This is a genomic window from Nocardioides hwasunensis (assembly GCF_014779665.1).
Classification (GTDB): domain Bacteria; phylum Actinomycetota; class Actinomycetes; order Propionibacteriales; family Nocardioidaceae; genus Nocardioides; species Nocardioides hwasunensis.
In genome coordinates this window covers 116,902-142,927 of sequence record NZ_JACXYY010000005.1, presented here as the reverse complement: position 1 = coordinate 142,927, position 26,026 = coordinate 116,902, and the positions used below count along the sequence as shown (strand labels likewise).

Here is a 26,026-nt window from a genome sequence, read left to right as displayed (position 1 = left end):
GTGCATCCTGGAACTGAGGTTTCAGGTCTTGCTTCTTGACGTTGATCTGAAACTCAGATACCAATCTCCCCAGGATGCTTGACTCGAGCCGTACGTGACCGCGAGCGGTCGCCCCACGTGCGGCGCACATCGCCCCACCGTCGCGAGGAGACGAGATGCAGCACGACGACGCGCCACTGTTCGTGGCGACCTGCGACCTCGCCGGGCAGGTGCGCGGCAGGTCCGTGCCCGCCTCCGCAGCGCAGTCCACGATGGGACGCGGCGTCGGCTGGGTGCCGGCGAACCTGGCCCTGCCGGCGCTGGGTCCGATCGCCGACAACCCTTTCGGCTCCACCGGTGACCTGCGACTGATGCCCGACGCCTCCACGTCCGTGCACCTCCCGGCGCGGGGCGGACTGCCCGCCGTCCGCATGGTCCTGGCCGACCAGCGGTCCACCGACGGCTCGCCGTGGCCGGGGTGTCCGCGCACGTTCGCCCTGTCGGCCCTGGCGGACCTGGAGCGCGAGACCGGGCTCCGGGTCGTGTCGTCCTTCGAGCACGAGTTCATGGTCGACGGCCTGCCCGACTCCGCCGCGTTCTCCTTCGCCCGCCACCGCGGGATCGAGCCGTTCGGCTCGACACTCGTGGAGGTGCTGGAGGACGCCGGTCTGGCGCCCGAGACGTGGCTGCCCGAGTACGGCGACGGACAGTTCGAGATCACGCTCGAGCCGGTCGCCGGCATCGCCAGCGCGGACCGCGCCATCATGCTGCGCGAGCTGGTCCGCGACCTGGCGCGCCAGCACGGGCACGACGTGACGTTCGCTCCGCTGGTCGACCCCGACGGCTCCGGCAACGGCGTGCACGTCCACCTGTCCCTGGTCGACGCGGAGGGCGAACCGGCCCTGCACGACCCGGACGCGCCCGCTGGGCTCTCGCGCGTCGGGCAGCAGTTCGCGGCCGGGATCGTGGCACATGCACGCGCGCTCCTGGCGATCACCGCCCCCAGCCCCGTCTCGTACCTGCGCCTGACCCCGCACCGCTGGTCGGCCGGCGGGGTCTTCCTGGCCGAGCGCAACCGGGAGGCGCTGCTGCGGATCTGCCCGACGAGCACGGCAGGCGGCGGCGACCCGCGGCGTCAGTACAACCTCGAGTTCCGCGCGGCGGACGCGACGGCCAACCCGTGGCTGGTGCTCGGCGTCCTCGTCCGGGCCGGGCTCGCCGGCATCCGCCAGGACGCGCCGTCCCCGCACATCTGGCCCGAGAGCGTGACCGAGGAGGAGCTGGTCGACGTACCCACCCTCCCCGCTGGCCTCACCGAGGCCCTCGACGCCCTCGAGACCGACGAGGTCGTCTCCGGGTGGTTCGCGCCGGACCTGCTGGAGACCCTGCTGTCCGTGCGTCGCGCGGAGATCGCCGCGGTGGCCGGGCTCACGCCCGCCGAGCAGTGCCGGAAGTTCGCCGATGTCTACTGACGGGGAGCTCTTCGCCCTGCTGGAGACCCACCTCCCCCGTGCCAACCGGCTGCGCGAGCAGCTCCACGCCGAGCCCGAGCTGTCGGGGACCGAGTCGATGACGCGCGACCTGGTGCTACAGCACCTGCCGCCGTCCGGCACTCCCGTCACCAAGGTCGCCGAGACCGGTGCCGTGGTCCGGATCGGCGGCCCGGGCCCGGCGATCGGCATGCGCGGTGAGCTCGACGCCCTGCCGATCAGCGAGGAGACCGGAGCGCCGTTCAGCTCCACCCGTGACGGCGTGATGCACGCCTGCGGTCACGACGTCCACCTCGCCGCGCTCGTCGCCGTCGCCTGGACCATCCACGAGTCCGACCTCGACTTCCCCCTGCTGGCGGTGCTGCAGCCTCGCGAGGAGACCTACCCCTCGGGCGCCCTCGACATCAGCGAGGACGGCATCCTCGAGGAGGAGCAGTGTGCGGCCATGTTGGGCGCGCACCTGCAACCCATCCTCGACGCCGGGACGGTCGCGTGCGTCCCGGGAGGGGTCAACGCCTCCGCGGACGAGTTCGAGATCCTCGTGCACGGCACCTCGGGACACGCCGCCTACCCGCACCTGACGGCGGACCCGGTCCTGGCGATGGCCGGCGTGATCGTGGCGCTGCAGACGATCGTGAGCCGCTCGGTCGACCCGATGACGGCCGCCGTGGTCGGCGTCTCCTCGCTCAACGCCGGATCGGCCGCCAACGTGGTGCCCGCCACCGCCCGGGCGACGGGCACGATCCGGGCGATGTCCTCCACCACCCGAGCCCTGCTCCGCAGCCGGATCGAGGACATCGCGAGCAACGTCGCGCGGGCCCACGGGTGCGCCGCGGACGTGCAGCTGACCTCCGGCGAGCCGGTCCTCGAGAACGATCCCCAGCTGGTCGAGGCGGTGTCCAAGCACCTGCACGCACGGGGGCTCACGCTCTCGACCACGCTCAGGTCCCTGGGGGCGGACGACTTCTCCTACTTCTCCGAGCGGATCCCCTCGGCCATGCTGTTCATCGGCTCGGAGTCCTCCGCTCACCTGCACGCGTCGGACTTCCTGCCCACCGCAGCCGACCTGCGCGTCACCGCCCAGGCGCTGCTGGCCGGCTACCTCGGCGCCGTCGAGCGCGTCCGCGCGGGCGGCTGACCGCGCTCGAGGCGATCGATCAGGTCAGCCGATAGACCCGTTCGGCGTTCGACCGGGCGATCAGGTCCACCGCGTCGCGGGCGTCGGACTCCGCCCAGTCGCCGCGACGTACCCACTCCCCGAGCGTGAGGCCCATGCCCCGGCGCCACAGGATCGAGCCCAGCACGTGCAGCTCGGGAAGCCCGAATGCATCGGACGAGTAGAGCTGCTTGGCGAACGGCGCCAGCTCCATGGCCTCCGCGATCAACCGGGACGACGCTGCACCGAGGAAGTTGACGGCAAGACCCACGTCGAAGTGGACCTGGTCGAACGCCTGCGCGAGGTAGCCGGCCTGGCGGTGGTAGGGGTAGCAGTGGAGCAGCATCACGGGCACGTGGCCGGGAGCATCGCGCAGGAGCGGCACCAGGTGGAGGGGGTCGGCTCGGTCGAGCTCGAGGTCGCGATCACCGAAGCCGATGTGCACCTGCAGCGGCAGCTCGCAGGCGAGTGCCTCGTGCACGGCGAACGCGATGAGCACGGGATCGGTCAGGCGCGGCTTGCCGCCTTCGTCGTGCAGCCGCGCGGCTGAGGCCCGTACGTCGTCGTCCGTCGGGCGCGACCAGTCGATGTCGAGGCCGCAGCGGTAGGCAGCCACGGTCTTCGCGCCGACCACCTCGGCCGGCAACCCCCGCAGCTCCGCGCGGAACGCCTCGGCCAGCTCGTCGGCGCCCACGCCACGCGTGACCAGGCCCTCGAGCAGCGTCTCGAGCCGCACGATCTCGACGGACCGGCCGCCGCCGGCCGCGGCGAGCTGCTGGGGCGTGGCGAGGACGTCCCCGACGAACCCCGTGTCCACCACCCACGTGTCGACACCGGCCGACCCGACGAGGGTTCGTGCCAGCGACCATGCGTCGAAGGACGACCGTGCCTCCCAGTAGGCCTCCGCGCTCGCCAGCGGCTCCAGGCCGAGCATCGGCGCGCACCAGCGCCGGATCGAGACGCCCAGCGGGGACTCGAACATCGAGATGTGCGGTGGCACGGGGTTGGTGCTTCCCTCGTTGAGCGCGTCCTCGAACTCCCGACGATCCAACGCTGCGTTGTAGTGGCCGTGCACGTGGTGGTCGACGAGGTCGACAGCACGCAGGTGGTCGGCCACGCCGGCGGGCACGAGGTCCTCGACACCGGCAAAGACGTCGTACGGGTGTGGTGCCACCGTGCCTCCTGCGTCGTTCGGGTGCGGTTCAGCCTACGAACACGGCCGTGACCTCGCGTCCTCAGCCCTGGTGGGGGTAGAGGTGGTCCGTGGGCGGGACGAAGGTCTCCTTGATCGAGCGCGGGCTGGTCCAGCGCAGCAGGTTGACCGCAGCACCGGCCTTGTCGTTGGTGCCCGAGGCACGACCACCACCGAAGGGCTGCTGCCCCACCACAGCACCGGTGGGCTTGTCGTTGATGTAGAAGTTCCCCGCCGCGAACCGCAGCGTCTCCTGGGCCCACGCGACCGCGGCGCGGTCCTGCGAGATGATCGCACCGGTCAACGCGTACGGCGCGAACGACTCCATCTGCTCCACGACCCTCTCGAAGCTGCCCGGCATCGAGGAGTCGTCGTAGACGTGGACCGCGAGGATCGGGCCGAAGTACTCCTCGGAGAACATCTGGTCGCCCGGGTCACTCGACTCGATGATCGTCGGGCGCACGAACCAGCCCACCGAGTCGTCGACCTGCCCGCCGGCCAGCACCGTGAGGTGCTTGGCCCGCTTCGCGCGCGCGATCGCGGCCTTGTGCTTGGCGAACGCCCGGTCGTCGATCACCGCACCCATGAAGTTCGTCAGGTCGGTGACATCACCCATGGTGAGCGCCTCGGTGTCGGCGATCAGCTGGTCCTTGATCCTCACCCACACCGAACGAGGGATGTAGGCCCGCGAGGCGGCCGAGCACTTCTGACCCTGGAACTCGAACGCACCCCGGATCATCGCGACCCGCAGCACGTCCGGGTCAGCCGAGGGGTGCGCGACGATGAAGTCCTTGCCGCCGGTCTCGCCCACGATCCGCGGATAGGTCCGGTAACCGGAGATGTTCTGCCCCACCGTGGCCCACAGGTGCTGGAACGTCGGCGTCGAGCCGGTGAAGTGGATCCCCGCCAGGTCACGGTGCGCCAGCGCCACCTTCGACACCTCGAGGCCGTCACCGGGAAGCATGTTGATCACCCCGGGCGGCATGCCTGCCTCCTCCAACAGCTCCATCGTCAACGACGCGGCCAGCTGCTGGGTCGGCGACGGCTTCCAGATCACCGTGTTGCCCATCAACGCCGGGGCGGTGGGCAGGTTGCCGGCGATCGCGGTGAAGTTGAACGGCGTGATCGCATACACGAAACCCTCGAGCGGACGGTGGTCCGTACGGTTCCAGATGCCCGGACTGTTCGCGATCGGCTGGTCGGTGAGGATCTGCTTGGCGTAGTGCACGTTGAACCGCCAGAAGTCGATCAGCTCACACGCCGCATCGATCTCGGCCTGGAACGCCGTCTTCGACTGACCCAGCATCGTCGCCGCGTTCAACCTCTGACGCCACGGACCCGCCAGCAGGTCCGCGGCCTTGAGGATGATCGCGCACCGCTCGTCGAAACCCATCGCCCGCCAGGCCGGGGCCGCGTCGTTCGCAGCCTTGATCGCCGACTCGGCATCCTTGACCGTGGAGTTCTTCAGCGTGCCCAGCACGTGGGCGTGGTCGTGCGGCTGGACCACCTTCATCTCGGCGCCGCCACCATTGCGGCGCCGCCCGCCGATCACCGCACGGAACGACTGCTGCTTCTTCTCCAGCCGCGCCAGCTCGACGACGAGGGTCTCCCGCTCCGCACTGCCAGGCGCATACGTCAGGTTCGGCTCGTTGACCGGAGCCGGAGGAAAAGAGATCGCGTCCATGTGGGGGTCCTTGTCGTCGTCGTGGGAGGGGGGTCAGCGAGAGGTCAGGGCGCGGAGGAAGAACGCCACGTTGGCAGGTCGCTCCGCGAGCCGGCGCATGAAGTAGCCGTACCAGTCGGTCCCGACCGGGACGTACACACGCAGGTGGCGTCCCTCTGCGACGGCATCCTGCTGCAGGCTGGTCGCGATGCCGTAGAGCATCTGGGTCTCCCACGCCGGGTGGTCGTGACGAGCTGCTTCGTCCACCGCGTGCGCGAGCATGGCGGCATCGTGGGTCGCGATCATCGGGTAGCAGGACGAGGCGAAGAGAGCCGTGACGTCGTGCGCGTAGGCCTCGTCGACCTCCCACTTGCGCGCGAAGGCGACCGACTCCGGCTCGCGGTAGGCACCCTTGACCAGGCGCAGGCGGGTCGACGACGAGCCGAGCTGCTCGATGTCGCCAGAGGTCCGGCGGAGGTTGGACTGCAAGACGTTGCCGACGAACGCGAAGTCCCTTCGCAGCTCCTCGCCTGCGGCCAGGGTCGCGTCGACGGTCGTGTGGTCCTCCATGTCGAGGGTGACGGTGAAGCCGTGCTCGGCCGCCGACGCACAGATCTGCCGCGCGTGCTCGAGCGACCTGGCCGCACCGTCACGTGGGATCGCCTGTCCCAGGGCCGACAGCTTGAGGGACAGGTCAGTGGCCGGCTGCGCTCCGGCGGCGGCGAGGGCCGTGACGAGGGCGAGGTAGGCGTCCCGGGTGCGCCGGGCTCCCGCGTCGTCACGCACGTCCTCGCCCAGCACGTCGATGGTCGCCGTACGCCCGGTGCGAGCCAGCTCGAGGGTCGCTGCGACGGCGTCGGACGGCTGCTCACCGGCCACGAACCGACTCACCACCCGACGCGAGGCCGGGATCGTCTCGACGGCGCGGCGGGCTCGCGGGCTGCGCGAGGCGCGGAGGAGGGTGGAGCTGAGCATGGGACGACCGTAGAGAGGCCGGGCCGCGAGAAGTATGGACATCTGGTCGAGGAATCCGGTGGGCTCTGCGACATTTGTCAGATGAGCACGCTGGACGACCTCGTCGACGATCTTGCCGCCACCCTCGGAGCGCCGTGCATCCTCGAGGACCCTGACTTCAGGCTGCTCGGCTTCTCCGACCAGCGCGACGTCGACCAGGTCCGGCAACGCTCCATCCTCGAGAAGGGCTCGACCCCCGAGGTGCGGACCTGGTTCCGCTCCCACGGCATCGGCGAGGCGGAGAGGCCCCTGCGCACACCCGCCGACGCCGAGCTGGGGATCGTGTCGCGCATCTGCGTCCCCGTGCGGCACCTGGGACGGCTCCAGGGGTTCTTCTGGCTCCTCGACGCGCACGGTGAGATCGCCGAGTCCCGGTGGGAGGAGGCCCGTCCCTATGCTGAGTCGGCCGGAGCGCTGCTCAGCCTGGCCGAGCGACGGCAGGCGCGACGCGACGCCAGCTACCGCGACGTCGTCGAGGGAGGGCCCGACGCCTCCCGCAGCGCGGCGTCCGAGCTGGCCGGCGCGGCGGGTCTCGCGCCCGACGAGCCCGTCCGCGTCGCGCTCGTGCAGCGTCCCGACCTCGCGCGCCAGCTCCCGAGCAGGCCCAGCCGAGGGGGGATGGTCTGGATCCGGGAGTCTGCCGAGGTGTGCGCCGCCGTCGTGCGGGCCGAGCCGCTGACGAACGCGTCGGTGGACGTCCCCAGCGTGCTCGCCGGGCTGGGGCTGTCGCGCCGGGTCCCCGACCTCGACCTGCGGACCATCGTCGGGATCGGTCCCGTCGTCCCCGCCATCGACGACCTCGCCGATGCCCGCTCCGGGGCCCTGGTGGCCCTCCGGGTGGGGCGTCAGACCGGCACCTCGCTGACGACCTGGGAGCGCCTCGGTCCGCTGAGGCTGCTCGGCGTCGCGCGGGACGCCGACCTGGCCCGGTCCCTCGTCCCGGCGGACGTGGCCACCTTCCTCCACGGCGCCCAGCCCGCGCTGGTCGAGACCGTGCGCACCTATCTGCAGGAGGCGGCGAGCGCCACCCGGACCGCGTCGCACCTCGGCGTGCACCGTCAGACGGTCTACCACCGCCTCGAACAGGTCGAGCGTGCCACGGGCATCGACCTGTCCAGCGGGACCGGCCGGCTGGAGCTGCAGCTTGCGCTGGAGCTGGCGCCGTTCGTCCTGCCGCGGGGTCCCGAGCGCTGACGGCGGGGCGTGCGCACGGCCCGAGGACAGAAGACTCCCCCGGGGTCTCGGGTCCCCGGGGGAGTCGGAGCCGCCTGTCGGAATCGAACCGACGACCTAGTCATTACGAGTGACTCGCTCTACCGACTGAGCTAAGGCGGCGCGGCCCCCGAGCCGTGCTCGAAGGACCGCCGGTGAGTATACGGAGGACGTTGGCCGGGACTGAAATCAGGGCAGGCGTGGTTGGCTCGGGAGACAACCGCACGCCTCACACCGTTCAGGAGACATGATGCCCACTCGCTCCGCTCGCACCGCCTGGAACGGCGGACTCCAGGACGGCTCCGGACAGGTCGAGCTCACCAGCTCGGGTGTCGGGACCTACGACGTCTCGTTCCCCAAGCGCGCCGCCGAGGACGCCGGTGGCACGACCAGCCCCGAGGAGCTCGTCGCGGCCGCGCACTCCTCGTGCTACGCCATGCAGCTCTCCGCCCTGATCGCCGAGGCCGGCGGCACCCCGCAGTCGCTGGAGGTCACCGCCGACGTCTCGCTCGGTGAGGACAAGGAGGCCGGCGGCTTCAAGCTCACCGGCATCACGCTCACGGTCCGCGGCGAGGTCGACGGCCTCGACGAGGCCGGCTTCAAGGAGGCTGCCGACAAGGCCAAGGCGGGCTGCCCGATCAGCAAGGCGCTCGCCGGGGTCGACATCACCCTCGACGCGGCGCTCGAGGGCTGAGGCTCCGCACCGTCCGTCATCCCGATCCCCACCCATGAGGCCGGGTCGGGATGACGGACCGGGCAGCCACCCTGCGGTCGGCCGGACCTCAGCAGGTGGTGCCGTCGTCGGGGACGGTCCCGTCGAGGAGGTAGTCCTCGACGGTGGTGTCGATGCAGTCGTTGCCGGCGTTGTAGGCCGTGTGGCCGTCGCCGTCGCGCTCGACGAGCACCCCTGAGTCGAGCTGGGCCGACAGCGCCTCGGCCCACTTGAGCGGGGTCGCCGGGTCACGCGTGGTCCCGAGCACCAGGATCGGCGCGGCTCCCTCGCCCCGGATGTCGAGCGGTGCCTCGCTCGAGGTCACCTCGACGCCACGGCAGCCCGTCATCCCCCACGCGAAGACGTCGCCGAAGGTCGGCGAGGCCTCCTCGAACTCGGCGACCAGCGACGGCACCCGCGCGAACGACACCGAGCTCGGGTCGTCGAGGCAGTTGATGGCGTAGTTGGCCTCGATCGAGTTGTCGGCGTAGGCGCCGCTCGGCGTCCGCGAGGCGTACGCGTCGGCCAGCTGCATCAGCGCGGAGCCCTTGCCATCCAGCGCCGAGGTCAGCGCGGTGCTCAGCAGGAACCAGTAGTCGCGGTTGTAGAGCGGGGTGATGACGCCGTAGAAGGCGTTGCCCACCGTGAGCTCGCGATCGCCCGCCGGGAGCGGCTCGTCGTCGATCGACGCGAGCAGGTCGCTGATCGTGGTCAGACCCTCGTCGACGGTGTCGCCGAGGAAGCAGTTGTCGGTGGAGTCGAGGCAGTTCTGCACGTAGGCGCGCAGGGCGGTCTCGAAGCCCGCCGCCTGCTCCAGCGCCAGCGACTTGGCGTCGAGCGAGATGTCGACCGCGCCGTCGAGCACGAACCGGCCGACCCGCTCGGGGAACAGCTCGGCATAGGTCGCGCCGAGCTTGGTGCCGTAGGAGGCACCGAAGTAGGTCAGCGTCTCCTCGCCCAGCGCCGAGCGGAGGACGTCCACGTCGCGGGCCGCCTCGATCGTGGTGACGTGCCCGATGAGCGGCCCGGAGTTGGCCACGCAGTCGGGGCCGAAGGACAGGACGCCGGCCTTGTAGTCGGCGACCTCGTCGGGGGTGTCGGGGCTCGGGTCGCCGGCGAGGTAGGCGTCGAGCTGCTCGTCACTGAGGCAGTCGACCGGGGCCGATCGACCGGTGCCTCGCGGGTCGAACCCGACGATGTCGTAGGCCTGGCGGAGTGGCTCGCGGAAGACCCGAGCTGCCGCCTGGGCGTACGTCGTGCCGGGGGCGCCGGGGCCGCCGGGGTTGACCACCATCGAGCCCAGGCGCGCGCCGCTGGCCGGCACCCGCAGGAGGGCCAGGTCGATGGTGTCCCCCGTCGGGTCGGCGTAGTCGACGGGCACCGTGAGGAACCCGCAGTCGTGGTCGGCGTTGCTCTCGCACGGCTGCCAGTCGATCCGCTGCGCGTAGAGGTCGGCCAGGTCGGGCTCGGGCGGCTGCGTGACCGACGCCGGGGGCGGCGTGGTCGGCGACGGGGTGGGCCGCGCATCTGCACGGTCGTCCGTCCCCGGCCCGCGGACCGCGAGCCCGACCGCGAGGAAGGTCGTCAGGGCCAGGGCGAGCACCGCGATGATCGCGAGCGTCTTCTTCACCGGTGTCCTCCGGACAGCTGCAGCGCGACCGCCATCGACTCCAGCGCCAGCTGGGGCGGCACGTTGAACTCCAGCATCTGCTCGCGGGCGGTGAAGATCGCGTCGATCATCCGCAGGAGGTCCTCGGGCGAGGCCGCGCGTGCGACCGACTCGACGTCTCCGCGCAGCTCCTCGTTGACGAGCTGGCCGGGAGCGCCGACGGAGAGCGCGATCGCGTCGCGGTAGACCGACACCAGGTCCATCAGCGCGCGGTCGATGACGTCGAGGACGCGGCGCTTGGCCTTCTGCTTCTGCAGCTTCTCCAGACCGGCGAGGGCGGCGCGGTAGGACCGCGACGTGGTGTCCTTGCGCTCGCTGCCGAAGATCGCCTGCAGCTCGTCGAGCTCACGCTTCTCGGCCGCGGCCGTGATCTCCTCGGTCTCCTCCTTGGCGAGCTCGGCGAGGGTGGTGGCAGCCGTCATGCAGGTCCCGAGCGTGGTGAGCCGGGCCGGGATGCTGACCACCTCGCGCCGGCGCGTGCGGGTGCGCTCGTCGAGCGCGAGCGCGCGTGCCCTGCCGATGTGGCCCTGGCTGGCACGGGCGGCGAAGCCGGCCACGGTCTCGGAGATCTGGTCGTGGCGGGCGAGGAACCGGGCGACGTCGTCGGTGCCGGGCGTGGCGAGCGTGAGCGTGCGGCACCGCGAGCGGATCGTGGGCAGGACGTCCTGCACGGTCGGCGCGCAGAGCAGCCACACCGTCTTGGGCGTCGGCTCCTCGATCGCCTTGAGGAGCGCGTTGCCGGTGCGGGGGTTCTCGGGGGTGCCGAGGCGATCGGCGTCCTCGATCACGACGATCTGCCAGCGTCCGATGGCCGGGAACTTCGCCGCCGACTGCACCAGGTCACGCATGTCGTTGACGTAGAGCACGGACGTCTCGGACCTCACCCAGGTGATGTCGGGGTGCGAGCCGCTCGTCCCGAGGCGGCACGCCTCGCAGTGGCCGCACCCGGTCTGCGTCTCGCACTGCAGCGCGGTCGCGAAGGCGCGCGCGACGTTCGACCGGCCGGACCCGGGCGGACCGGTGACCAGCCACGCGTGCGTCATGCCGTGCCCCGCAGCGGCCTGCTTGAGCAGCTCGATCGTCGGTCGCTGACCCACGAGACCGTCCCAGACCGTGGAGGCCGTCGAGGTCGTGGTCATGCGCGCTCCAGCAGGGGCTCGATCCGCGCCTGGATGGCGGCAGCGAGGTCGTCGATCGGCGCCCGCGCGTCGAGCACGACGTAGTGGTCGGGGTCGGCGGCGGCGAGATCGAGGAACCCCTGCCGGACACGCTGGTGGAACTCGAGCGACTGACCCTCGATGCGGTCGCGCTCGTCGAACCTGCCCAGCCCGGCCTCCGGCGCGAGGTCGAGGACGACGGTGAGGTGCGGTCGCAGGTCGCCCGTGGCCCACCGGGCCACGGCCTCCACCTCGGGGACGGCCAGCGTCCGGCCGGCCCCCTGGTAGGCCAGGGTCGAGTCGACGTAGCGATCGGTGATCACCACCTCGCCGCGCGCCAGGGCCGGCAGGACCACGTGGTCGACGTGCTCGGCCTTGTCGGCGGCGTAGAGCAGGGCCTCGGTGCGATCGGACAGGTCACCGGTCGCCGGGTCGAGCACGATCCGGCGCAGCTCCTTCCCGACGGGGGTGTCCCCGGGCTCGAAGGTCAGCAGCACGGTCTCGCCGCGCGCGGTCAGCCAGTCGCGGAGCAGGCGCGACTGGGTCGACTTGCCGGCACCCTCGCCGCCCTCGAAGCAGACGAAGAGTCCGCGCTCCGCATACACCGCTTCGTCCACGCGGACACCCTACGGGGAGGGTGGGACACCTCGATCGGCTCAGCGTCGGCGCACCTTGAGGGTCCGCTTGACGAGCACCTTCTTCGACCCCTTCGCGGTCAGCTCGACGCGGACCTTCACGACCTTGCCCTTCCTCAGCTGCCGCAGGCCCTTCGTGGTGAGCCTCACCTGCACCTTCGCCTTCTTGCCGGCCTTGACCCGATAGCCCGTGGCCTTCGACAGAGCCTTGCCGCCCCGGGCGAGCTCGACGGTCACCCTGCCTGCGCACGCGGCACCCTTGCCGCACCTCACGGGGACGGCGAGCCTGCCCTTCCTGACCGGGAGCACGCCCTTGACGGCCGGCAGCGTGCCGACACTGGTCTTCCCGCCCGGGACCGGCCCCGGGCCGGCAGGCGGGATCATCGTCACTCCGTCACCGAGATCGACGTTCGTCGTGCCCAGCTGGTCGGTGGTCACCCGCACGACCGAGTTGTTCTTGGCGTCGGTGAACCAGATCGCCCCGTCGGGGCCGAAGGTCAGCGACTCCGGCTCGTAGTTGCCCACGGAGCTGATCGCACCGACCCCGCTCGCACTGATGTGCCCGATGCCCGGCGCCGCACCGCGGTTGGTGAACCACATCTGGCGGTCCGGCCCCATGACGAGGTCCTGCGGCGCTGACCTGGATCCGGTCGACCAGATCGTGGTGGCCGCCGTGGCGGCGTCGAGGTAGCCGATCGACCCGCGGGACGGGCTGGTGAAGATCGTGCCGCCGCTGTTGCGGGTGAACCAGATCGACCCGACCGGTCCGGCCGCCAGCCCCGAGGGGTACGACGCGTCGCTGGGCAGCGGGTAGGACACTCCCCCGGCGGCATCGGCGTTCACCCGCACGATGGTGTTCTGCGACGAGGGGTTGCCACTCTGGCACCACATCGCACCGTCGGCGGCCTCGCCGAGGACGTCGTCGCACTCGGGCGAGTTGTCGGAGGCGGTGAGCTGGCCGTCGGGGGTCACCTTGACGATGAACGAGCTCCCGTAGTTCATCGTCACCCAGGCCGTGCCGCTGGGGTCGACGCGCACCTCGCCGCCGTAGGGGCAGGTGCTCACGCAGCCGTCGTAGTTGGGGAACGTCCAGTCGTTCAGCACGACGCCCGCGCTGGAGAGCCGCGTCAGGTTGCTGCCGTGGTCGGTGGTCACCCACACCGAGCCGTCGGGACCGACGTCCAGGCCCTTGGCAGGTCCGGCGACAGCCGAGTCGGTCGGCGGCAGCGCGAACTCCTGGATCTGACCCGCGGTCGTGATGCGTCCGACCTTGTTGGCGTCGCGCATGAGGAACCACATGCTGCCGTCGGGCGCCGTGGTGATCCTCCCCAGCTTCGCGTTGCTCGTGGGGACGGGAAACACGCTGACCGCGGCGTGCGCAGGCGTCGTGCCGACCACGACGAGAAGGGGGCTCACGAGGAGCGCGAGGGCGGCGAGCAGAGCGGTGCGAGCGCGGGTCATGCCTGACACCTCACCACTCCGCGGGTCCGGCAAACCCCTGCGACGGTGAAGTTCTCGCGAGCCGGACGACCCGATGCCGCCGGACAGTGGAGCATGCTACCGGTAGGTCCGGCCGTTGGCTCCACTGTCGACGTCAGGACTTCTTGGCCGCGGCCTTCTTCGCGGTCGTCTTCTTGGTGGCGGTCTTCTTCGCCGCCGCCTTCTTCGCCGTGGTCTTCTTGGCCGCCGTCTTCTTCGCCGGCGCCTTCTTCGCGCCCTTCTTGGCTGCCTTCTTGGCCGGACCGCGCTCGCGTCGCTCGGCGAGCAGCTCGGCAGCGCGCTCGAGGGTGATCGACTCGACCGTGTCGTCCTTGCGGAGCGTGGCGTTGTACTCGCCGTCGGTGACGTACTCGCCGAAGCGGCCGGCCTTGACGATGACCGGCTGGCCGGAGACGGGGTCGTTGCCGAGCTCCTTCAGCGGCGGGGTGGCCGCACCGCGACCGCGCTGCTTGGGCTGGGCGTAGATCGCCTGGGCCTGGTCGAGGGTGATGTCGAAGATCTGGTCCTCGCTGGTGAGCGAGCGCGAGTCGGTGCCCTTCTTGAGGTAGGGCCCGTAGCGACCGTTCTGGGCGGTGATCTCGGTGCCGTCCGCGTCGGTGCCGACGACGCGCGGCAGGTCGAGCAGCTTGACGGCCTCCTCCAGCGTGACGGTGTCGAGGGTCATCGACTTGAAGAGCGAGCCGGTGCGCGGCTTGGCGGACTTGGGCGCGTCCTCGGGCAGCAGCTCGGTGACGTAGGGGCCGAAGCGGCCGTTCTTCGCCACGATCTGGAGCCCGGTGTCGGGGTGGCTGCCCACGACCTGCTCCTCGCCGGCCGGGGTGGCCAGCAGCTCCTTCGCCTTGGCGACGGTGAGCTCGTCGGGCGGGAGGTCGTCGGGGACGTTGGCGCGCACCGGGGCACCGTCGCCGTCCTCGGACGGAGGGCCCTCGACATAGGGGCCGTAGCGACCGACCCGGAGGTTGATGCCGTCCTCGGCGGTGCCGACCGGGAAGGTCGCCATCTCCTTGGCGTCGATGTCGCCGAGGTCGGTCACCAGCGTCTTGAGGCCGATGACGTCGCCGGCTCCGTAGTAGAACTCGCCGAGCTCCGTGGCGCGGTCCTTGCGGCCGCCGGCGATCTCGTCGAGGACGTCCTCCATCGAGGCGGTGAACTCGTAGGACACCTGGCGCGGGAAGTGCTCCTCGAGCAGCCGGATCACCGAGAACGCGAGCCACGCCGGCACCAGCGCGGTGCCCTTCTTGTAGACGTAGCCGCGGTTCAAGATGGTGCCGATGATCGAGGCGTACGTCGACGGGCGGCCGATCTCGCGGTCCTCGAGCTCCTTGATCAGGGTCGCCTCGGTGTAGCGCGCGGGCGGCTTGGTCTCGTGGCCCTCCGGGCTCAGCGTCGCGGCGGAGACCGCGGCGCCCTCGGTCAGGTTGGGCAGCCGGGTCTCGGCGTCGTCCTTGCGCTTGGAGGCGTCGTCGATGTCCTCGACGTAGGCCTTGAGGAAGCCGTGGAAGGTGATCGTGCGCCCGCTCGCGCTGAAGACCACGTCGCGGCCGTCCGCGGCGGCGCCACCGATGCGGATGGTGACCGAGTTGCCGACCGCGTCCTTCATCTGGGAGGCGACGGTGCGCATCCAGATCAGCTCGTAGAGGCGGAACTGCTCGCCCGACAGACCGGTCTGCGCCGGCGTGCGGAAGGTGTCGCCGGCAGGACGGATCGCCTCGTGCGCCTCCTGGGCGTTCTTGACCTTCGAGGTGTAGGCGCGCGGCGAGTCCGGGACGTACTCGGCACCGTAGAGCTCGCGCACCTGGTCGCGCGCCGCTCCGATCGCGGCACCCGACAGCGTGGTCGAGTCCGTACGCATGTAGGTGATGAAGCCGTTCTCGTAGAGCCGCTGGGCGACCGACATCGTCACGCTCGCGCTCATCCCGAGCTTGCGGCTGGCCTCCTGCTGCAGCGTGGTGGTGCGGAAGGGGGCGTAGGGCGAGCGACGGTAGGGCTTGGACTCCACCGAGCGCACGTCGTACGTCGTGTCGGCGAGGCCGGCGGTCAGCGCCTCGGCGTCCGCACGGCTGAGATGGGCGCGCTCACCCTTGCCCTTGAGCTCGCCGGTGTTGTCGAAGTCCGCGCCGCGGGCGACGCGGACGTCGTCGATGCTGTGGAGCTTCGCGGGGAACATCCGCGGGTCGTGGCCGGTGCCGGCGTCGAAGGTGGCGTCGAGGTCCCAGTAGGAGGCGACGCGGAACTTCATCCGGTCGCGCTCACGGTCGACGACGAGCCGGGTGGCGACGGACTGGACGCGGCCGGCGGACAGGCCGGACATGACCTTCTTCCAGAGCACCGGGGAGACCTCGTAGCCGTAGAGGCGGTCGAGGATGCGGCGCGCCTCCTGGGCCTCGACGAGGTCGTCGTTGATCTCGCGGGGGTTCTCGACCGCGGCGAGGATCGCGGGCTTGGTGATCTCGTGGAAGACCATCCGGTGGACCGGCAGGCCCTTCGGCGGCTTGAGCTCGTCGAGGAGGTGCCAGGCGATGGCCTCCCCCTCACGGTCCTCGTCGGTGGCGAGGTAGAGGGCGTCGGCGTCCTTGACCAGCTTCTTCAGCTTGGCGATGTGGCTCTTCTTGTCGCGGGGCACGACGTAGTAGGGCTCGAACCCGTTGTCGACGTCGACGGCGAGCCGGCCCCACGGCTTGTCCTTGATCTTGGCCGGGGTGTCCGCGGCGTTGTTGGGCAGGTCGCGGATGTGACCGATGGACGACTCGACGACGTAGTCCTTGCCGAGGTAGCCGCCGATGGTGCGGGCCTTGGCGGGCGACTCGACGATCACGAGCTTTGCCACAGTTGTTGCTCCCTCGAGTTGTGCGCTGCTGTGTTGCTCAGCGCCGCAACGGTAGCGCCACCTGTCGAGATCACCACCCCTCGGCGTCCACAGGCGGGCCGGACGGCGTACGCCGCGGGCCCCACGTCCGAGGTGGACGTGGGGCCCGCGACGAGAGGTGATGCGTCAGAACTCCGGTCAGAACTCGAGTCCCTGCAGGTAGCGGAACCCGGCCGAGGCCGTGGCCGCCGGAGCGAAGTCCGGGGTGTCGTTCTCGACGATGTACTCCTCGACCTGGTGGTTCTTGAACAGCGCCGGGAAGTCGATGACGCCCAGCCCGAGGTCGGCCATGTCGCCCGGCGTCTGGTTGTAGAGGGCGGCGGCATCGGCTCCGTGGCGGTCCTTCACGTGGTACTGGAGGACCTGGTGGCGCGAGCTCTTGACGGCGTCCTTGGCGAACTGGAGCGGGTCGGCCGCCCCGGTCTCGACACCACCGGTGTAGGCCCAGTAGAGGTCGACCTCGAGGTGCACCAGCTTGCGGTCGAGCTCGCTGGTGAGGACGTCCCACGGCGTGCGACCGCCGCCGAGGTCGATCGTGAACTCGTGCGCGTGGTTGTGGTAGCCGTAGCGGATGCCGCGCCGCTTGGCGGCGGCCGCTTCGACGTTCATCTGCTCGGCCCACCGCTGCCAGTCGCTCAGCTTGTCGGAGTTGAGGTAGGGCACCACGACGTACTTCTGGCGGAACGTGCTGGCGTCGTCGAGCTTCTTGTTGAGCGCGGCGGTGCTCTCGCTGATCCCCTCGTGGCTCGAGGAGGCCCAGATGCCACGCGCGTCGAGCTCACGCTTGAGCTGCGCCGCGGTGTAGGTGTAGAGCCCGGCACGCTCCACGCGCTCGTAGCCGAACTTCGCGAGCTGGTCGAGCATCAGCTTGACGTTGCTGTCCGACGTCATCGCGTCGCGCAGCGTGTAGAGCTGGATGCTGATCCGGTCCTGCGCGACCTCGCCCCGCCGGCCGTGACCGTGGCCGTGGCCGGGCTTGGGTCCCTTGGGGCCCTTGCCGCCCTTGCCGCCCGCCGATGCGGGACCGGCGATGCCGAGCGCCGCGACACCCGCGGTGCCGGCGACGGCCCCGCGCATCAGGCCGCGGCGACTGGCGCCCTTCTTCTCGAGCGACTCGCGCAGGGCGAGGTCACCGTCATGTCCGAAACACATGTGAGCCTTCTTTCTCGGGGGTGTGGGGTGGGGCTGTCAGCCGGCCGGCTGGAGGACGACCTCGGCCGAGCCGCTGAGCCCGGGTGTCGAGCCGGTGTCGGTGTACGCCGCGACGAACACGGCCGACAGGTTGTCGGTCGCCGGGTCGTGACCGCCGGGAACCGTCGTCGTCAGCGAGCCGGTGCATCCGGTGGCCGTCGACTGGGGGTGCCCGTGGGTGTCGTGCCCGAGGACGTAGGTCACGGTGACCCGGCTGCAGTCCACCGGGTCGTCGTCGGTGACCTTCACCTCGTACGTCACGGTGTCGCCGAACGTGAACGGCTGGTCGTCCACCGGGGTGACGAACTCCAGGACCGGTGCCTGGTTGCCGACGATGATGTCGACGTCGGCCGAGGCGCTGCGGCCACCCTTGTCACTCACCCGGAGGCTGGCGCGGTAGGAGCCGTCCTTCGTGTAGGTGTGGGTCGGGTTGGCCTTGCGGCTGTCGACCTTGCCGTCACCGTCGAAGTCCCAGGCGTACTTCAGCGACTTGTTGTTGCCGTCCGGGTCCTTCGTGCCCTTGCTGGAGAAGCTCACCGTCAGCGGTGCGCGGCCGGCAGCCGGGTCGGCCGTGATCGCCGGGATCGGGCTGCGGTTGCCGCCCTTGCCGACGAAGTCGATGCGAGAGAGCTGGGCGTCGGGGTTCTCGGCGAAGTAGCCGTCGCCGTACTCGAGGACGTAGAGCGCGCCGTCGGGGCCGAACTCCATGTCCATCGGGTTGTCGGTGACGATGTCGGAGACGATCGACTCGATCCCGACCGACGTGCCGTCGAGGTGGAAGCCCTTGATGTAGTCACGCGTCCACTCGTAGAACAGCGGGGTGCCGTCGTAGCGCTTCGGCCAGGCCACGGAGTTCTTCTTCTTGGCGACGCGGGCGTCGTACTCGTAGGCCGGACCCGCCATCGGGCCGATGCCGCCCTTGCCGAGACCCGGGAACTGCTTGGACTTCCCGTAGGTGTACCAGACCTCCGGCTGCGTGACCGGCGGGAGCTTGCGCTTGCCGGTGTTGTGGACCGAGGTGTTCACCGGCGCCGAGCAGTCGAACTTCTTGCCGCTCTTGTTCTTCGCGAAGTCGTAGTCGTTGTAGGGCAGGCGCGCGGTGGCGCAGTAGGGCCAGCCGTAGTTGCCGGGCTCGTCGACGACCGCCCACTTGCCGTGGCCGGCCGGTCCGCGGCTCTTCTTGGCCTTCTTCGCGTCGGGCGAGTAGTCGGCGACCCAGAGCGCGTCGGTCTTCGGGTCGATCTCGATGCGGAACGGGTTGCGCCAGCCCATCGAGTAGATCTCGGGGCGGGTCTTGCGCGTGCCCTTCGGGAACAGGTTGCCCCGGGGGATGGTGTAGCCGCCGCCCGCCTTCGGCTTGATCCGCAGGATCTTGCCGCGCAGGTCGTTGGTGTTGGCCGCGGTGCGCTGCGCGTCGAACGCCGGGTTGCGGTCACGGCGCTCGTCGAGCGGCACGTAGCCGTCGGACTGGAAGGGGTTGGAGTCGTCGCCCGTGGACATGATCAGGTTGCCCTGGGAGTCGAAGACGATGTCGCCCCCGACGTGGCAGCAGATCCCGCGGTCGACGGGGACGTCGAGGATCTTCTGCTCGGAGCCGAGCCGCACCTTGCCACCGGCGAAGCGGAACCGAGCGAGCGTGAGGTGGCCCTGGTAGGGCTTGAAGTCAGCAGCCGTGCCGGTCTCGGGTGCGTCACCCTCGTTGATCGACTCGGTGAGCGGGTCGTCGGCCGGGGTGTCGAGCGGCGGCGAGTAGTAGACGTAGATCCAGTTGTTCTTCTTGCCGTCGAAGCCGGGGTCGATGGCGATGCTCTGGAGGCCCTCCTCGTCGTGGAGGTAGACCGGGATCCGCCCGGCGACGCTGTTGACGCCGGTCTTGGCGTCGTTGTGCCAGATCACGCCGTCGCGCGTGGTGTGCAGGACGTCGCTGTTGGGCAGCACGGCGAGGTCGATGGGCTCGCCTGGGCGGTCGTTGAGGGTGACCTTCTGGAACGCGCCCTTGGGCGGGGGTGGGGCTGCGTCGTCGTGACCTTCGTGCCCGCTGGCGGACGTGGTGACGGCGAACAGGGGCAGGCAGAGCGCGGCGCCGGCGGCGGCCGCGACCAAGCTGCGATGGGGGTGCTTCATCAAAGGGTTCTCCTGTTCCGAGATGAAGGAGCCCTAGCAACGTAGGCAGGTGACCGGCGTCACGTCAATCGGCGCACATCTTTTGCCCACCTGCCGACACAAGTGGTGGGGCGGGTGGGTCAGATGAGGAAGCCCTCGCTGGCGAGCTCACGGACCACGGGGAGGTAGGTCGAACCGAGCTCGGCCTCGTCGCGCTCGAGCAGCACGCCGAGCGCACCGAGCAGCTGGCCGACCGTGAGGTCACCGTCGCTGGCCCCGACGAACGCGGCCTCGACCGTGTCGGCACTCCGGGCCCGCCGGAAGCCGCGCTGCTGACGCAGCACGATCGCCTCCGGGTCCTCGGCGCCCGGGCGGCCGACCGTCTCCTGCTGGACGTCCTCGCGGGCGCGCAGGGTCCGTGCGAGGAGCTCCGCGTCGCTGACGCCGCGCAGGTCGGCCACCGCATCCCCCCAGGCGTGGATCGACGGGCCGATCGGCTGCTCGACGTCGTAGGGCCACTCGAGGAGCTGGTGCGCGCCTGCCCCGGATCCAGCGTTGCCGCCGAGCCGCACGTTGATCCACCCGAAGCCGACTCCCACGATGCCGGTCTCCTCCAGCCACGAGAGCCACGTGTCGTAGCGCCGGGCGTACTCGGGACCACCGTGGTGGCCGCTGTCCTTGAGCCACAGCTCGACGTACGCCGACGGGTCCAGGGTCTCGCGCTGCACGACGAGCGCGTCGCAGTCCTCGCGCAGCCACGAGCCGAGCCGCTCGTCCCAGGGCTGGCCGTCGACGACCGCCCAGTTGGCGAGCACCTGCAGCCAGCCGCCGTCGGTCAGGTGGTCCGGGCCGGTGCGCACGATGTGCTCGACGACGCGGTCGCCCGGGAGCCCGGAGTCGCGGTAGACCAGTCGCTCGCCGGTCGCCGGCGAGATGACGAACGGCGGGTTGGTGGCGATCAGGTCGAAGCGTTCCCCGGCGACCGGGTCGAAGAAGGAGCCGACCCGCACGTCGACCTCGGCGCCGTTGAGCGCGGCGTTCAGCCGGGTCATCCAGAGCGCACGGGCGTTCACGTCGGTGGCGACCACCCGACCGGCGTGCGCGGCGAGGTGGAGCGCCTGGACCCCGCACCCGGTGCCGAGGTCGAGGGCGGAGCCGACCGGCTCGCGCATGGTCAGCTGCGCCAGGCTGGTCGACGCGCTGGAGATGCCGAGCACGTGGTCGGGGCCGACCGCGACCGGCGCCCCGTCGAGACCGGGCGTGAGGTCGGAGACGATCCAGAGGTCCTGGTCGTCCGCGGCGTAGGGGCGGCAGTCGGTCCGGGCCGCCACCTCGCCGACGCTCTGCTCGAGCAGTCCGGCGTTGCAGAGTCGGTCGACCAGCCCGGGCAGTGCCCGGTCGGCCTCCTCGCGCGCCACCGGCGTCTGCAGCAGGAACAGCCGGACCAGCGTGTCGAGCGGGGAGCCCGACGTCGTACGCCGCAGCGCGGGGAGGGTCTCGTTGCGCCCGAGCGCGCGATGCGCCTCGTCGCCGATCGCCTCGGCCACGCGGTCGTAGGTGAAGTCGGCGGAGAGCAGCGCCTCGCGGAGCGGGGCGGCGACGTCGGGACTCATGACGACAGCCTCTCAGGCCGGGCCCGGCGTCTACGCTGTCGCCATGACCAGACTCCGGCCGCGGGTGCGCCGCGCCGCGGGGTGGGTGGCTCTGCTGCCGCTCACCCTCGTCTGCACGGCCGCGCTGGCCGGCGCCGTCGCGGTGCCGGCGGCCGCCGAGCCCGGCGGGTGCGAGGTCAAGCCCGGCGCCGACGCCCCCGGGGTCGTGCCGTGGGCGCAGGAGCGTCTCGGCTTCGACCGGGTCCACCGCTTCGCCACCGGAGCCGGCGTGACGGTCGCGGTCATCGACAGCGGGCTGACCCAGGTGCAGCCGCAGGCCGCGCTGATCCGCACCCGGACTCCGCTCAACGTCATGGGCGGCCCCTACGCCGCCGACGACACCTACGACTGCGAGGACTACGGCCACGGCACGCGCGTCGCGGCGATCATCGGCGCTCCGGCCATGACCGGCGAGGGCTTCATGGGTCTGGCACCCGAGGCCACCATCATGCCCATCAAGTACCGCGACTCCGACACCAGTGACATCGGGGGCGACTCCGCCGCCGTCGCCCGCGGGATCATCGCCGCGGTCGAGGGTGGCGCCGACGTCATCAACCTCTCCCTGCAGGCACCCGACACCCCCGAGCTGCGCACCGCGATGGAGCGGGCCGCGGCGGCGGACGTGGTCGTGGTCGCCTCCTCCGGCAACCTGTCCGGCTCCGACCTCCCGGAGGCCTACCCCGGCAAGTACGCCGAGGAGGAGGGCTTCGGCAACGTCATCACCGTCGGCGCGACCGACCAGGACGACCAGCTCACCGCGTTCTCGGTGTCGGGGACGCAGGTCGGCATCGTCGCCCCCGGCGCCCAGATCCTCGGTCCCACCCAGATCCAGGGCTACTACGCCGAGGACGGCACCAGCTTCTCCACCCCGTTCGTCGCCGCGACGGCGGCCCTCGTCCGGCAGACGCACCCCCGGCTGTCGGCCGCCCGCGTGGTCAACCGCCTGAAGGCGACCGCCGACCCACCCGGGGTCAGCGTTCCCGACGCGGGCTACGGCTACGGGATCGTCGACCCCTACCTGGCGGTCACCGCCGAGCGCGACGACCGCCGGATCACCGCACCGCAGCAGCCGCTGCCGGCGGCCCCGGCGCCCGACCTGCCGCCTCCCCCCGACCACACGCTCCGCGATGCGGGCATGGTGGCCGCGGCCGCGCTGCTGGGCCTGGCGCTCGTGGTGCTGGTCGCGACCATCGCCGTCCGGCACGTCCGCGAGCGCGGCGCCCCGCGGGCGCGCTCGGCTCCTCTCGCCGACTGACCGGGTCGCCCCTCGATCGCAGCCGGTTCGCCGCTGGCCGTGCGGCGCCGATGATTCAATGTCCCCGCATGACGTGACCTGCCCGCCCACCAGGGGCGTCCACCCAGGACCGGCCCCGGAGGAACGATGAACTTTCCGCGACCCGACATGTCCGCTCTCCAGCAGCTGACCCAGATGACCGCCGCCCTGCAGGCGGGGGCAGCCTCCGCCGCCGACCCCGCAGCGCGGGCCGAGGAGATGCGCCGGATCCGCGACGAGGTCGCAGCCGTCGTGGGTGAGGCCTCCGACGACGACGGCTACGTCACCGCGACCTGGACGGCCGAGAAGGGCTTCGCCGGCCTGACGCTGGACCCGCGTGCCATGCGCATGCCCTCGGTCGACCTGGCGGCCGAGATCGTCCGGGTGAGCGGGCTCGCCCGCGAGGACTTCGAGGCCAAGCGTCGAGAGGCGGCCGCAGCCTTCGGTCCGCTGCCCGACGTCGACCTCGACGAGGCGCAGGCCAACATCGACGAGGTCCGCGAGAGCTTCAGCCGCAGCCTGGGCGACGTCCAGGGAATGATGGAGCAGTTCCGCAGGCAGATGGGCGACCTGGGTCGCTGACCCCTCAGCCGCGCGTCGGATCCGCCTGCTCGGTCACGTCGCCCACCGGGTCGACGACGCCCGTGCCCATCAGCACTCCGAGGCCGCGCACGATCCCGCTGCTGAACGGTGGCTTCATGCCCAGGGCGACGCTGTCGCGGAAGAACACCGAGGCGAGCCCGGCGGTGATCGTGGGGACGCTGAGGACCGTGGCCTGGGCCAGGTCACCGAGCGCCTCCTCGTTGCCGAACGCGATCTGCAGGCCCACGTCGGCTGCGAGCGCGGCGGTCACGGTGCCGGCCAGGACGTTGAAGGTCGTGCTCAGGCCACTGTTGACCGACATCAGTGACGACTCGGCCTGCAGCGCCCAGATGTTCGCGTCGAACATCAGGACCTCGACCGGGCCGAGGTTGCCCACGACCGTCGCCATCGCGAAGAGGATCGCGGCCGACCAGAGGGCGAAGCCGAGGCCGATCACGAAGACGATGATGCAGGCGATCATCACCGCGATCGCGGCCAGGATCAGGGCGACCCCGACGGCGTAGGCCAGCGCCATCGTGACCATGAGCTGACGCGAGAGGTCGGCCGCCTTCTCGGTGAACGCGTCGTAGTCGGCGCCCTGCCAGCTCGAGCCGAGCGAGTTGGTGAGGTCCATGTTGGCGGTGAGCCCGTCCTGGATCTCCTGCGCCGCGTCCAACCACGCCATCCCCGCCTCGAGGAGGGCGTCGGGGTCGCCGATCATGGGCAGCATCGAGCCGGCGCACGCCCAACCGACCGGGATCAGCGGTGTGGCGGCCACCGTCATCATGAAGCCCGCCTGCGCCATCTGGTCGACGCCACCCATCGCTCCCATGTCACTCCCCCGTCTCGACGGTGCTGGCTTCCTCGGCGGTCTCCCACGTGGTGGCGGTCGACTCCAGGCGCTGGCGGAACTCGTGCAGCAGCGTGGTCTTGGTGTCGAGGTCGGCCAACGTGTAGTTCAGCGCCTCCGTGTAGGCCCCGGCCAGGAAGCCGCCGACCATCGAGAAGGCCGTGAACGACACCTGGCGGGGCGGGCCCTGGAGATGACCGTCTGCCCGACCGAGGGCGGCGCCGACCTCCGTCTCGAACTCGGGCGCCGTGCTGCGCAGGGCCGTCGGGTCCACCCATTCTTCGCTCACACGGCGCAACCTATCCCGATCCCGGACGTCTCAAACCCGCTGGCGCCGAGCAGGGGCGTACGCCGAGACAGGCCCCGACGGGTGGCAGACTCCCGGGAATGGTCACCCTGCTCGAGACGGACGCCCTGTTCGTCACCCTCGCCAGCACGAACGTCGTCGCCTCCGGCCGAGGGTGCACGCTGACCGGCGCCGGCGGTGAGCTGGTGGCGACCGCACGCGACCACACCAGTGGGCTGAGCCGCCTCGGGCGGGTGCTGGGCAACTCCGGTCGGGCCCGCTACGACTGGACCGTCAGCGACGCCGAGGATCGCCGCCTCCTGGAGGTCGTCAAGCCCAGGACGACCATGCGGGGCTTCGCGCCGGAGGTGTCGCTGGCCAACGGCTCGCTGCTGGGCCGGGCCGTGCCCACCAGGGGACGTACGCCGACCACGCCGGCCTCGCTCCAGGCGCCCGACGGACGGGTCCTCGGAGAGCTGGTCCCGGCGCTGGGCGAGCGCAGGTCACAGCCCGTCTTGATGTATCGCGTCGTGGAGGGTGAGGGCGACGACGCCGCCGAGGTCGGTGAGATCGCGATCGCCACCGAAGGCGCGTGGGGCTTCCACGTCGGGTTCGGTCCCGAGGCGGACCTGTCCGTGCGGGCGCTGACGATCGCCTGGACGCTGTGCCTGGTCCAGGCCCGGTCCACCACCTGGTCCCCGTGAACCCGGCCCCCGGCGCCGACCGCGTCGGGTTTGGCCCGCTGCCAGCCGGGAAGGCTGCATCCACACCCACGAGAGGATCGCACCATGGGCAACTTCACGGTCAAGCCTGAGAACCTCGAGGCGAGCGCCAGGCGCCTGGCCGAGGACGTCTCGCCTGCCTACACCGCGGCGGCGACCAACCTGCAGACCAACGCCTCGGTCGACGCGCCCGGTTTCGGCGTCGCGCTCGCCTGGTTCGACGCGATGTACCGCAGCCGGCTCGACTACATCACCCTCGACCTCCAGGGCGCGGGCGACGTCACCTCGGACCTGGCCGCCGCCCTGCGCGACACCGCTGCCCAGTACGCCGCCTCCGAGGACCTGAACGTCGCCGGGTTCGGCGGTCCCGGCCAGGCGTCCCAGACGTTCGGCGACTCGTTGCCAGGCGCGCTCGGCAACACCGTGCCCGTCACCCTCGGGGCGGGCGTCGTCGGCGGGCTGCTCACCGTGGCGGCCATCAGCGCGGCGGGCGGGACGCTCGCCTCGTGTGCCGCCCTGTGCCCGGCCTTCATCCCGGCCGCCATCACGTCCCTGCTCTTCATCAGCAACATCCCCAGCATCTTCGAGGCCGCCGGCGCCCTGAAGGCGCAGGCCGACGAGCTGACCGGAACTCTCAACATCGCCGTGTCGCAGGCCCTCAGCCACGCGGCCGACGGCTGGGAGGGCGCGGGCGCCCAGGGGTTCGGCGAGAACAGCGAGCGCCTGACCACCCACCTCTCCGAGCTCACCACCTTCATCGACGCGGTCGGCGAGGTGTTGACCGCGGTCGGCATCACCCTGTCGATCCTGTGGGGCGCCCTCGTGGTCTTCGCGGCCGCGTTCCTGGCCTGGTTGGTCTTCATGCACTCGGCCAGCATCGGCCCGCAGGCGGCGGTCCTCCAGCCGATCATCCAGGCAGTCGGGCTGGCCGCCTCGAGCGCGTGGATGACGGGCTTCATGGCCGCTGCCGGTGCCGCCTCGGCGGTCTCGCTCGTCCTGAGCGCGCTCAACCAGCAGCTCGCCACCTTCCTCAACATCCCCGACGGCGGCGCCCAGGGCACCCCCGACCTGCAAGAATTCCACGTCGACCCGAACTTCGAAGCCCCCATCTGAGGAGCGTCA

General features: G+C 71.1%; 21 protein-coding genes and 1 tRNA gene. 8 read left to right on the top strand and 14 right to left on the bottom strand.

The features are described from left to right. Positions 1-155: 155 nt before the first annotated feature. The gene (locus tag IEZ25_RS13135; RefSeq protein WP_191199893.1) at positions 156-1,451 is read left to right on the top strand and encodes a glutamine synthetase family protein; all 1,296 of its coding nucleotides are present in this window, start codon (positions 156-158) and stop codon (positions 1,449-1,451) included. Beyond that, entirely contained in the window at positions 1,441-2,607 is a 1,167-nt protein-coding gene (locus tag IEZ25_RS13130; protein ID WP_191199892.1) for a M20 metallopeptidase family protein, read from the top strand. The genes IEZ25_RS13135 and IEZ25_RS13130 overlap by 11 nt, the downstream gene beginning before the upstream one ends. Before the next feature lie 19 nt (positions 2,608-2,626). Here IEZ25_RS13130 and IEZ25_RS13125 read toward each other — a convergent pair whose 3' ends face one another. From IEZ25_RS13125 to IEZ25_RS13115, 3 genes are all read right to left on the bottom strand, one after another. Continuing rightward, positions 2,627-3,799 (bottom strand): amidohydrolase family protein, encoded by a 1,173-nt coding sequence (locus tag IEZ25_RS13125; RefSeq protein WP_191199891.1) that lies wholly within the window; start codon positions 3,797-3,799, stop codon positions 2,627-2,629. A gap of 61 nt (positions 3,800-3,860) precedes the next feature. Then, positions 3,861-5,501, bottom strand: coding sequence for an L-glutamate gamma-semialdehyde dehydrogenase (gene pruA, locus IEZ25_RS13120; protein WP_191199890.1), 1,641 nt, complete (start codon positions 5,499-5,501; stop codon positions 3,861-3,863). Between the two features lie 33 nt (positions 5,502-5,534). Then, a complete protein-coding gene (locus tag IEZ25_RS13115) occupies positions 5,535-6,455 on the bottom strand; it encodes a proline dehydrogenase family protein (protein ID WP_191199889.1) in 921 nt (306 codons plus the stop codon). An 81-nt stretch (positions 6,456-6,536) separates the two neighbouring features. On the opposite strand from IEZ25_RS13115, the gene IEZ25_RS13110 reads away from it, so the two are divergent. Next, positions 6,537-7,688 carry a PucR family transcriptional regulator gene (locus IEZ25_RS13110; RefSeq protein WP_191199888.1) on the top strand — a complete coding sequence of 384 codons (1,152 nt, stop codon included), beginning with the start codon at positions 6,537-6,539 and terminating at the stop codon, positions 7,686-7,688. A gap of 68 nt (positions 7,689-7,756) precedes the next feature. Here IEZ25_RS13110 and IEZ25_RS13105 read toward each other — a convergent pair. Next, positions 7,757-7,829 (bottom strand) — tRNA-Thr (locus tag IEZ25_RS13105). Between the two features lie 127 nt (positions 7,830-7,956). Between IEZ25_RS13105 and IEZ25_RS13100 the strand changes: the two genes are divergently transcribed. Next, positions 7,957-8,400, top strand: a complete 444-nt coding sequence (locus IEZ25_RS13100; RefSeq protein ID WP_191199887.1) for an OsmC family protein — start codon at positions 7,957-7,959, stop codon at positions 8,398-8,400. Between the two features lie 88 nt (positions 8,401-8,488). On the opposite strand, the gene IEZ25_RS13095 is transcribed toward IEZ25_RS13100, so the two are convergent. The 8 genes from IEZ25_RS13095 to IEZ25_RS13060 form a co-directional block, all read right to left on the bottom strand. Beyond that, positions 8,489-10,048, bottom strand: a complete 1,560-nt coding sequence (locus IEZ25_RS13095; protein ID WP_318152214.1) for an alpha/beta hydrolase — start codon at positions 10,046-10,048, stop codon at positions 8,489-8,491. Further along, positions 10,045-11,226 (bottom strand): DNA polymerase III subunit delta', encoded by a 1,182-nt coding sequence (locus tag IEZ25_RS13090; RefSeq protein ID WP_191199886.1) that lies wholly within the window; start codon positions 11,224-11,226, stop codon positions 10,045-10,047. Before IEZ25_RS13090 ends, IEZ25_RS13095 begins: the two co-directional genes overlap by 4 nt. Next, the gene (tmk, locus tag IEZ25_RS13085; RefSeq protein WP_191199885.1) at positions 11,223-11,861 is read right to left on the bottom strand and encodes a dTMP kinase; all 639 of its coding nucleotides are present in this window, start codon (positions 11,859-11,861) and stop codon (positions 11,223-11,225) included. Before tmk ends, IEZ25_RS13090 begins: the two co-directional genes overlap by 4 nt. A gap of 39 nt (positions 11,862-11,900) precedes the next feature. Then, a complete protein-coding gene (locus IEZ25_RS13080; RefSeq protein WP_191199884.1) occupies positions 11,901-13,340 on the bottom strand; it encodes a Vgb family protein in 1,440 nt (479 codons plus the stop codon). Positions 13,341-13,473: 133 nt separating this feature from the next. Beyond that, complete coding sequence (topA, locus tag IEZ25_RS13075; RefSeq protein WP_191199883.1) at positions 13,474-16,206, bottom strand: type I DNA topoisomerase; 2,733 nt, start codon at positions 16,204-16,206, stop codon at positions 13,474-13,476. 177 nt (positions 16,207-16,383) lie between these two features. After that, a complete protein-coding gene (locus tag IEZ25_RS13070) occupies positions 16,384-17,397 on the bottom strand; it encodes a sugar phosphate isomerase/epimerase family protein (protein ID WP_191199882.1) in 1,014 nt (337 codons plus the stop codon). 36 nt (positions 17,398-17,433) lie between these two features. Further along, positions 17,434-19,560 carry a PQQ-dependent sugar dehydrogenase gene (locus IEZ25_RS13065; RefSeq protein WP_191199881.1) on the bottom strand — a complete coding sequence of 709 codons (2,127 nt, stop codon included), beginning with the start codon at positions 19,558-19,560 and terminating at the stop codon, positions 17,434-17,436. Between the two features lie 119 nt (positions 19,561-19,679). Continuing rightward, positions 19,680-21,152: a DUF7059 domain-containing protein gene (locus tag IEZ25_RS13060; protein WP_191199880.1), complete on the bottom strand. Its 1,473-nt coding sequence runs from the start codon at positions 21,150-21,152 to the stop codon at positions 19,680-19,682. A gap of 43 nt (positions 21,153-21,195) precedes the next feature. On the opposite strand from IEZ25_RS13060, the gene IEZ25_RS13055 reads away from it, so the two are divergent. Together IEZ25_RS13055 and IEZ25_RS13050 are read left to right on the top strand one after the other, a co-directional pair. Continuing rightward, positions 21,196-22,446 carry a S8 family serine peptidase gene (locus tag IEZ25_RS13055; RefSeq protein ID WP_191199879.1) on the top strand — a complete coding sequence of 417 codons (1,251 nt, stop codon included), beginning with the start codon at positions 21,196-21,198 and terminating at the stop codon, positions 22,444-22,446. A 126-nt stretch (positions 22,447-22,572) separates the two neighbouring features. Beyond that, positions 22,573-23,046: a YbaB/EbfC family nucleoid-associated protein gene (locus IEZ25_RS13050; protein ID WP_191199878.1), complete on the top strand. Its 474-nt coding sequence runs from the start codon at positions 22,573-22,575 to the stop codon at positions 23,044-23,046. A 4-nt stretch (positions 23,047-23,050) separates the two neighbouring features. Here IEZ25_RS13050 and IEZ25_RS13045 read toward each other — a convergent pair whose 3' ends face one another. Then, positions 23,051-23,878, bottom strand: coding sequence for a WXG100 family type VII secretion target (locus tag IEZ25_RS13045; protein WP_191199877.1), 828 nt, complete (start codon positions 23,876-23,878; stop codon positions 23,051-23,053). Position 23,879: 1 nt separating this feature from the next. Next, positions 23,880-24,185, bottom strand: a complete 306-nt coding sequence (locus tag IEZ25_RS13040; RefSeq protein WP_191199876.1) for a hypothetical protein — start codon at positions 24,183-24,185, stop codon at positions 23,880-23,882. 98 nt (positions 24,186-24,283) lie between these two features. On the opposite strand from IEZ25_RS13040, the gene IEZ25_RS13035 reads away from it, so the two are divergent. Further along, positions 24,284-24,886: a hypothetical protein gene (locus IEZ25_RS13035; RefSeq protein ID WP_191199875.1), complete on the top strand. Its 603-nt coding sequence runs from the start codon at positions 24,284-24,286 to the stop codon at positions 24,884-24,886. Between the two features lie 84 nt (positions 24,887-24,970). Continuing rightward, on the top strand, positions 24,971-26,017 hold the full coding sequence (locus IEZ25_RS13030) for a hypothetical protein (protein WP_191199874.1): 1,047 nt from the start codon (positions 24,971-24,973) through the stop codon (positions 26,015-26,017). The last annotated feature ends 9 nt before the right edge of the window (positions 26,018-26,026 follow it).